Genomic DNA, 8,664 nt, shown 5'->3' with positions numbered 1-8,664 from the left:
GCCGGCCAGCGGCCGGCACTACCCGGTAGGTGCCAACCTCGGTTGGCGCACGAGCACTCCGCAGGCCAACCAAGGGTGGCCATTACCGGGTACGGGCGCTCAGCGCAGCGTACCCAGCCACGCCGCCGACGCTTCGCTCGGGCTCTGCTTGGCCTTCACCGCCAACCCGCTCGCACGCACGAACGTCTGCGCCGCCTGCGCCACTACCTGGCGGGCGATCAGCGCGGCCTGCTTGGTCGTTGCCTGCTGCTTGCGCAGCTGCACGATATGCACCGACGGGCGACCGACCGGTGCGTACTTCTGGTCGCGGCGCAGGATATCGGCCACCTGTGCCACTTCATGTTCGGCCTGCAGGTAGCGGTGCTGTGCCTCGACCAGCTCACGCAGCGGTACGCGCGCCGCAGCCGGGTCGGCAAAGGCGGACAGCGCTGCATCGCAGGCGGCATCATCAGTGAAGCGGGTACGCAGCGTGTCCACGCTGGCCAGGGTCAGTTTGGCCATGTGGGCCTCGTTGCTGCAGGAAAGGTGTGCGATTGTCGCATTGCTTGCCGGGTCGTGCCGGCCGCTGGCGGGCGACTGCGTGGGGGCGTGCGGACCAACGGTCCGCACCCACCGGCGGACCAACTGTCCGCACCCATCGGCTGGCCGAGGGTCCGCACCCATCGGCTGGCCGACGGTCTGCACCCGCCGGCTGTCCAACAGTCTGCATCTGCCGGCTGCAGAGAGCAGCCGAGCATCGGGTCGCGGTTACCATGGCGGCCGCACTGAACCACGGAAGGCAACACCATGCAGGAAGCGCAGTACTGGCTTGGCGAATTCTGGACCGGCCTGAGCGTGCTCGATCTGATCGGCGGCAGCGTGCTGGGCACGCTGTTGGGGCTGGTGCTGGGCATCTTCGCCTGGCGCGGGCTGCATCGACGCGGTTGGCTGCGGCGGCAGCGGCGTTGGCACCACGGGCTGCTGGCCTCGTATGTGGTGCTGCTGCCGTTGCTTGTCGCGTTCTTCGGCCTGCAACTGGGCTTCACCGCCGGCGCGCACCGCGCGCTGTTCAAGCAGCTCGACCACTTCCAGCCGCACCTGCAGACGATGGTGGAAGGGTGGAGCAGTGGCTTCACCGCCTCGCTGGAAGACGAACGCATGCGTGCCGCGCTGCAGAGCCAGGGCACGGTGGGCGACGTTGCCGATTCGCTTGCCGCGATCTACCTGCGCGAGCATCCACTGCCAAGCGTGGAGCGGCTCGGTGACGGGCCGATGGCGCGCGGCGTGGGCTGGGTGATCGGCAAGGTGCGCGCCGGATTGCTGCGCGCGATGGTGGAAGACACGCTGATCGACAAGGCTGGCACTGTGGGCCTGGAGCCGAAGATGGTGCGTGAGGCGCTGACCATGCGCATGGATGAGCTGCTGCATACGCGCGGCGTGCTGCGGCTGGTGAAGGCGCAGATCAACGGCATGATGCCGGGTGTGTACCTGGGGTTGCTGCTGCCGCTGGCGATCATTACGCTGCTGCTGGCGCTGGAGATCTGGGCCGCGCATCGGTTCGGATGGAAGGGTGGGGCTGCGCCCCGGTTGGTAGTGCCGGCCGCTGCCCGGCAGTTGCAGGATGCCGCCGAAGGTTCATGAGGTTGCCGGCCAGCGGCCGGCACTACTCGTAGAAGAGCGTGCGGACCAACGGTCCGCACCTACCGTTTTGCGGTCAATCGCCGTCCTGTTCGTCCGGGTGCGCCTTCCAGTAACCGGTCGAGCGGATCCAGTCGCGCGGCACGCCCAGGTGGCCTTCGATGAACTTGCGCATCATCCGCGCGCGGCGCGATTCGGTGGCGATCCAGTAGAACGTATCGCCCTCGGGCACCTCGAAGTCGGTCAGCATGTCTTCCAGCAGCGTGCTGCTGGCGGCCGGGAAGCCGTTGCGCTCCAGCCAGTGGATGCGCACGTTCTCGTACTGCGGCAGGTCCTGGCGCTCGTCCTCGTCGGCCACCTCGATGTAGGCCTGCACCTGCGCGCCTTCGGGCAGCACGTCCAGCCAGCGGGCGATGGCGGGCAGCGCGGTCTCATCGCCAATCAGCACGTAGGCGTCATAGCTGTCGGCCACCACGAACGAGCCGCGTGGGCCGCCGATCACCAGCATGTCGCCGGCCTGTGCGCGCTCGGCCCACGGCCCGGCAACGCCCTGGTCGTGCAGCACGAAGTCGATGGCCAGCTCACCGGTTTCGTGGTCCCACCAGCGCGGGGTGTAGTCGCGTGCCGGCGAAGGCTGCTTGCCCTCGGGGTAGCTGCGGCCCTCGGCGGTCAGCACCGGCAGCACCATCTCGCCGCTGGCGTTGGGGAAGAACAGCTTGATGTGGTCGTCGGCGCCGGGCGAATCGAAGCCGGCCAGGTCGTCGCCGCCCAGCACGATGCGGCGCATGTGCGGGGTGACAGTCTCGGTGCGCAGCACCGTCAGTTCACGGAAGCGCACATCCAGGCGCAGGCGCGAGTTGTGATGTTCGGTCATGGGGGTACCTGTTGGAAGGTCGCGCGGGGGCGCGCGGCATGGGGGAGACCTGGCTGGAATCAGTCTGGCTGGGTCGTTGAAAAGGGAGAAGGCGCGTTGTCGCCCTGGCCGTTGATCAGCGCCGAGGCACGCGACAGCAGCGCAGCCACTTGCTCGGCTTCGCCGTCGGCCCAGCGCCCGTGGTGGTGCACCAGCGCCCGCTTGAACTCGCGCAGCGCAGCGGCCAGCGGTGCTGGCAGCGAGGCCTTGGTGATCTCGCGGGCGCGGTCGAATGCGCGCCGCTGCGCCAAGCGCACCTGGCTGCGCTGCACCTTCAGCTCGAACTCGCCGGCGGCAGTGATGCGGAACACACGGCGGCCGTCCACCTCTTCCGACGCCACCCAGCCGGCCTGCTCGAAGCTGGCCAACAGCGGGTACATGGTGCCGGCGCTGGGGGTATAGGCCTGCATGAACATGGTGCTGATGTGCTGCATCAGCTCGTAGCCGTGGCGCGGCTGCTCGCCGATCAGCGCCAGCACCAACAGGCGCAGGTCACCGCGGCTGAGCACGCGTGGCTGGCCGTTGCGGCGGGGTACCGCGGCATCGTCGGTGCGGCTGCGAGGGGAGGGGGATCGGCCCATTTCGATATATCGGTAACGTGTGTTGCAAACGATATATCGATAGGCCGGACCCGGCAAGCAGGATTCCGGCCACAACGCTTGCCGGATCGGGCCACGCAGCCAAGTGGCGCAAGGGCTCAGGGGGAAAGATGCGCGCGGCGCAAGCCACCGTTGCGCGGCCTGACATCCGTATCGGGCCACGCAACGGCACTGCGGGTTTCCGCCCCGGGCAGGGGCGCAGCAGACGAGCGGCGAACCGCGGGAAGGGGCCTGCTCGCGGCCAACCGTGCGCAGCTGCCTCGTCTGCGTCGAGAGGCGCGCGCGACACGTTGTCGCGGGTTCAGCGGCGCCCCGTCAGACAACGCCGACATGGCGCCCGCCTTGCCCCACAACGGTCATCCATGGCGGTAACACTGCGTCCTGCGCATGGGCGCAGCAGGCCGCAAGCGACAGCTGGCGCAGCCCTTGCAGGCAGCCACAGCGGCCTGCCGCAGCGCGTTGTCAGCGCTTTGTCCCGCCGGTGGACGTCCCGGGACAGGCCTTGCAGACATGGGTGGCCTGCATCCATACGCCAGCGTAGCCAAGTGACGAAAGCCCTTGGTGCGCTACACTTTGCGGTCTAGAAATCTATCAACAGTCGCGCGCGTGCGTGCGGTAATGGGAGCGCTAATGAACTGGTTGAACGAGGTGCTGAACAACGACCCGAATCCTGTGGAAACCCAGGAGTGGATCGAGTCGTTGAAGGCCGTTATTGATGTCGAGGGCCCCGAGCGCGCGCATCAGCTGCTGGAAGGCATGGTGGAACTGACCCGTCGTTCGGGTGCCTATCTGCCGTTCTCTCCCACTACCGAATACGTCAACACCATCGAGCCGCAGCTGGAGGCCAAGAGCCCGGGCAACGCCGAACTGGAATGGCGCATCCGTTCGATCATCCGCTGGAACGCGATGGCCACCGTGGTGCGCGCCAACCGCAAGCCGGGCGACCTGGGCGGCCACATCGCCTCGTTCGCTTCCGGCGCAACGCTGTACGACGTGGGCTTCAACCACTTCTGGCGCGCCCCCAGCGAAAACCACCCGGGCGATCTGCTGTTCATCCAGGGCCACAGCGCCCCGGGCATCTACGCGCGTTCCTTCCTGGAAGGCCGCATCAGCGAAGAGCAGCTGGACAAGTTCCGCATGGAAGTGGACGGCGGCGGCCTGTCGTCGTACCCGCATCCGTGGCTGATGCCGGAATACTGGCAGACCCCGACCGTGTCGATGGGCCTGGGCCCGCTGGCCGCCATCTACCAGGCGCAGTTCATGCGCTACCTGGAAAACCGTGGCCTGATCGAGAAGTCCGACCGCAAGGTGTGGTSCTTCATCGGCGACGGCGAGAGCGACGAGCCGGAAACCCTGGGTGCCATCGCGCTGGCCGGCCGTGAAGGCCTGGACAACCTGATCTTCGTGGTGAACTGCAACCTGCARCGSCTGGACGGCCCGGTGCGCGGCAACGGCAAGATCATCCAGGAACTGGAAGGGGTGTTCCGTGGCGGCGGCTGGAATGTCATCAAGCTGCTGTGGGGCGGTTACTGGGATGCCCTGCTGGCCAAGGACACCAATGGCGTCCTGAAGAAGCTGATGATGGAAACCGTCGACGGCGAATACCAGAACTGCAAGGCCTTCGGCGGCGCGTACACCCGCGAGCATTTCTTCGGCAAGTACCCGGAAACCGCTGCGATGGTGGCCGGTCTTTCCGACGACGACATCTGGCGCCTGAACCGTGGTGGCCACGACCCGCACAAGGTGTACGCCGCCTACCACCAGGCCGTGAACACCAAGGGCATGCCGACCGTCATCCTGGCCAAGACGGTCAAGGGTTACGGCATGGGCAGCGCCGGTGAGGCACTGAACCCGACCCACCAGACCAAGAAGCTGGACGACGAAGCGGTGCGCCACTTCCGCGACCGCTTCAACATTCCGGTGACCGACGCGCAGCTGGCCGACGGCCAGGTGCCGTTCTACCACCCGGGCCCGGATTCGCCGGAAGTGCAGTACCTGCAGGAACGCCGTGCCGCGCTGGGTGGTTACCTGCCGCAGCGCCGCCGCAAGGCCGAAAAGAGCTTCAATGCACCGAAGCTGGAAAGCTACGAGCGCCTGCTCAAGAGCAGCGGCGAGCGCAGCTACTCCACCACCATGGCCTTCGTGCAGAGCCTGAACATCACCCTGCGCGACAAGGAACTGGGCCCGCACATCGTGCCGATCGTGGCCGACGAAGCCCGTACCTTCGGCATGGAAGGCCTGTTCCGCCAGATCGGCATCTACGCGCCGTTCGGCCAGAAGTACAAGCCGGTCGACGCCGACCAGCTGATGTTCTACCGCGAAGACCAGAGCGGCCAGGTGCTGCAGCAGGGCATCAGCGAGCCGGGTGCGATCAGCTCGTGGATGGCCGCCGGTACCAGCTACTCGGTCAGCAACGTGCCGATGCTGCCGTTCTACATCTACTACTCGATGTTCGGTTTCCAGCGCGTGGGCGACATCGCCTGGCAGGCAGCGGACATGCGTACCCGCGGCTTCCTGCTGGGTGGTACCGCCGGCCGCACCACGCTGAACGGTGAAGGCCTGCAGCACGAAGATGGCTTCAGCCATCTGGTGGCCGGTGGCATTCCGAACGTGCGCAGCTACGACCCGACCTTCGGCTTCGAAGTGACGGTGATCCTGCAGCACGGCACCAAGGCGATGATGGAAGATCAGATTGACGAGTACTACTACGTCACCCTGATGAACGAGAACTACACCCACCCGGAAATGCCGGAAGGCGCGGCCGAAGGCATCGTCAAGGGCATGTACCTGCTGACCGACGCCGGCAAGCCGAAGAAGGGCGAGCTGCGCGTGCAGCTGCTGGGTTCGGGCACCATCCTGCGCGAAGCCATTGCCGCGGCCGAGCTGCTGGACAAGGACTTCGGCGTGACCGCCGACATCTGGAGCTGCCCGAGCTTCAACGAACTGCGTCGCGATGGTTTCGACGTGGAACGTGCCAACCGCCTGCATCCGGAAGGTGAGCAGCGCAAGGCCTACGTGACCGAGCTGCTGGAAGGCCGCCAGGGCCCGGCGATTGCCGCCACCGACTACGTGCGTGCGTATGCGGACCAGATTCGCGCGTTCGTGCCGATGAGCTACACGGTGCTGGGTACCGATGGTTTCRGCCGTTCGGATACGCGTGCGAACCTGCGCCGGTTCTTTGAAGTGGACCGGTACTACATCGCGCATGCCGCGATTGCGGCGCTGGCGAAGGACGGGAAGATGACCGCGAAGGATGTGGCCAGGGCGATCAAGCAGTACAAGATTGATCCGGAGAAGGCTAACCCTGTTGGGGTTTGAATTCCAAATTTACTCTAGCAAGATCTAGAAGAGGGGGCCGTTGGCCCCCTCTTCTATTGAATCAAAAATGACTCTTGGGAACTCGCCATCTGCGATAGCTGTAAGCATGCCGGCGCGCTTCGAGATCGACTTGGCCAAGCTGCCCAATAGCTAAATAAGGCGAATAAATTTGACGATCACAAGTGCCAACTGGGCACCTTCCACTCGCAAAGAGAGATCTTACAATTTACGCGGAGAGCTTGCTCCTCGCCAAGTAGGCGATCAAATTGTCGCCGACTGACATTACGCTTTCGTCGAAGTCGTGCGCTCTAAGGTGCTCATGGAAGAGGATGTTTCTCACGCGGTATATCTTCTCTGCGAAACTCTTGCCACTTCGATCATCAGCCATGTCATCAAGCAGTCTGTCTAGTGCGGATTCTGTACTGCCACATGGCGGAGAGAGGATCTCTCTAATTCTAGGTAATTCCTGATAGGACTTTTTGAAATCGTCAACGATGTCGCGCAGGGTTGTGATGTTCACGGGCGCGGCCGAATTCAATTTGGCGCGTATTGCCTCGGATCGCACCTTAAAATCGAGTCCAATCAGCATTTCAATAATCTGGTAAGCGTAAAAGAATCTCAGCAGGGCGAATGAAGCGTAGGGGTATAGGTTGAAAAATACCGAGCTTGCATACTGGGAATCAATAATGGGGTCCCTGACGGTAATTGTCTCGGGCGGAACGATGTCTATTCGGCAGTAGTCGCGAGACCCTCTGTGGCTATATATTCCATTCAGAAACAAGGAGGGATGAAATCTCGAGTGGTTCTCCTTGCCAATGACATCGTTCCATAATACAAGATAGGCATCTCCCTCAAGGAAAGGTATCTCGCCGGGCCTCTCAGCTTCAGCAGAACTGGAGGACATAGAGAAGTCTCCCTTAAATGACCGAGCGCACACCTCTAGAGCCGCAATGAGGCTATATGCCGCATAGTGCGGGTCGGAGTTGCGCGGATGTTGGGGTGACAACAGAGCCTGTCCCGGAATAACAAACCCGGCTGTCCTTCCCTTGTACCTAATCGTCGAAACGGATTGCTCTGGCAGTTCTGCCGACGAGGACACGGCGACGACTAGATACTCATTTGCGCAAGCCTTGGCAACTAAGGCTTGGTTGAGATCCTCAGGGACATCGCGAGAGATTACGGAGCCGTCTCTTCGCTTAAATCGCAACTCCTTGACCTTGAACATAATTAAATGCCGATTCTCAAGCTGCTAGTCATCGCCTCGGACTCGGATCTAACTAAATTCATAAATGAACCAGAGCTTGGGCTAACCAAAGCCCTAAAGAACTGGCGAAAATACAAGCGCTGAGCATTGCCAATACGCTTGGCCCTTGAATTCAGTGTTGAGATGGATCTGTTCAGCGAGAGCATAAACTCATCTCCATCACCGCCAATCTCTAGGGTTGAAAAATCGAGCAAGGAGAGAGATACGTCGTCACCAGCATCCCGGAGTATTGATACTGAGGCTCCAAATCCGGATAGAGCCTGCGGTCTTTTGAAAGCGCGAAGGCCGGTCGAGCCCCAGTTGCGGGGCGATGCATTTCCAACGTCATCGTCGTCCCCGCGCTGGTCCTCTTCCAAATCGTCATCTGGAAGTCTCAGAGCTAGCCCGTCGATGGCGACGATAAACCTGTCCCACGCAAGAATAAAGTCGCGAAAGAGATCCTTATCTCTTGTTTCCTTCGAGATATTCTCTAGGCTGGTAATGTTGTCCAGTATCTCGCCTCGATCAAGGGGCGATTCACTCCTTGCTATGTACGCATTGAATCCGTCGATGGCATCTTTAAAGCTGTAGGCGCTCAAAGCCCTGCTAGTCTTTTCTGGTTCACGGAGCAGCTGAACGTGCTCAATCCTTGTGTCTAGAAAATCTATATACATTATCTCGACCTGGTGCCGCAATGACATTGTGGTCTGGCCGGTATTCAACGTCAGCATTCTATATAGAATTCCAAGACGATCGATCCCTTGATAGATCTCGCACCGGATACGTCTTTTCATGAAGGTCGTCAGGACCTCTGGATCCTCGATCTCGCTTCGAAGGTCCAACAGGGTGTATGTGCGCTGGAGGCCATCCAAGAGTGAAAAATGAGTTTTCTCTTCATGGAAGGCTTTCATTGGATTGCTTGCGAAGTCACCTCCATCTTTTGTATACGCCAAGACGATCGGTGGGATAACGCA

General features: G+C 62.2%; 7 protein-coding genes. 2 read left to right on the top strand and 5 right to left on the bottom strand.

What is annotated here, in order from left to right:
- Positions 1-99: 99 nt before the first annotated feature.
- The gene (locus AC1DJN_RS18245; protein ID WP_099782578.1) at positions 100-501 is read right to left on the bottom strand and encodes a hypothetical protein; all 402 of its coding nucleotides are present in this window, start codon (positions 499-501) and stop codon (positions 100-102) included.
- A gap of 285 nt (positions 502-786) precedes the next feature.
- Between AC1DJN_RS18245 and AC1DJN_RS18240 the strand changes: the two genes are divergently transcribed.
- Positions 787-1,620, top strand: coding sequence for a hypothetical protein (locus tag AC1DJN_RS18240; RefSeq protein WP_442251577.1), 834 nt, complete (start codon positions 787-789; stop codon positions 1,618-1,620).
- 73 nt (positions 1,621-1,693) lie between these two features.
- On the opposite strand, the gene AC1DJN_RS18235 is transcribed toward AC1DJN_RS18240, so the two are convergent.
- A complete protein-coding gene (locus AC1DJN_RS18235; RefSeq protein WP_164280921.1) occupies positions 1,694-2,491 on the bottom strand; it encodes a siderophore-interacting protein in 798 nt (265 codons plus the stop codon).
- A 59-nt stretch (positions 2,492-2,550) separates the two neighbouring features.
- Complete coding sequence (locus tag AC1DJN_RS18230) at positions 2,551-3,111, bottom strand: PadR family transcriptional regulator (protein WP_099841794.1); 561 nt, start codon at positions 3,109-3,111, stop codon at positions 2,551-2,553.
- Positions 3,112-3,759: 648 nt separating this feature from the next.
- Here AC1DJN_RS18230 and aceE point away from each other — a divergent pair.
- Complete coding sequence (gene aceE, locus AC1DJN_RS18225; protein WP_478039674.1) at positions 3,760-6,447, top strand: pyruvate dehydrogenase (acetyl-transferring), homodimeric type; 2,688 nt, start codon at positions 3,760-3,762, stop codon at positions 6,445-6,447.
- 226 nt (positions 6,448-6,673) lie between these two features.
- Here the strand turns inward: aceE and AC1DJN_RS18220 are convergent, their stop codons facing one another.
- Together AC1DJN_RS18220 and AC1DJN_RS18215 are read right to left on the bottom strand one after the other, a co-directional pair.
- Positions 6,674-7,672 carry a hypothetical protein gene (locus tag AC1DJN_RS18220; RefSeq protein WP_442251578.1) on the bottom strand — a complete coding sequence of 333 codons (999 nt, stop codon included), beginning with the start codon at positions 7,670-7,672 and terminating at the stop codon, positions 6,674-6,676.
- 2 nt (positions 7,673-7,674) lie between these two features.
- The coding region (locus tag AC1DJN_RS18215; protein WP_478039672.1) for a hypothetical protein at positions 7,675-8,664 on the bottom strand (990 nt) is incomplete at its 5' end.

The organism is Stenotrophomonas sp. 05L414_2 (genome assembly GCF_056397905.1).
Note: the sequence above shows the minus strand (reverse complement) of the source record. Positions and strands in the feature narration are given on the sequence as shown.

Coding starts and splice junctions, on each gene's coding strand:
- AC1DJN_RS18245 (WP_099782578.1), bottom strand. CDS start 501: ATGGCCAAACTGACCCTGGCCAGCGTGGACACGCTGCGTACCCGCTTC.
- AC1DJN_RS18240 (WP_442251577.1), top strand. CDS start 787: ATGCAGGAAGCGCAGTACTGGCTTGGCGAATTCTGGACCGGCCTGAGC.
- AC1DJN_RS18235 (WP_164280921.1), bottom strand. CDS start 2,491: ATGACCGAACATCACAACTCGCGCCTGCGCCTGGATGTGCGCTTCCGT.
- AC1DJN_RS18230 (WP_099841794.1), bottom strand. CDS start 3,111: ATGGGCCGATCCCCCTCCCCTCGCAGCCGCACCGACGATGCCGCGGTA.
- AC1DJN_RS18220 (WP_442251578.1), bottom strand. CDS start 7,672: ATGTTCAAGGTCAAGGAGTTGCGATTTAAGCGAAGAGACGGCTCCGTA.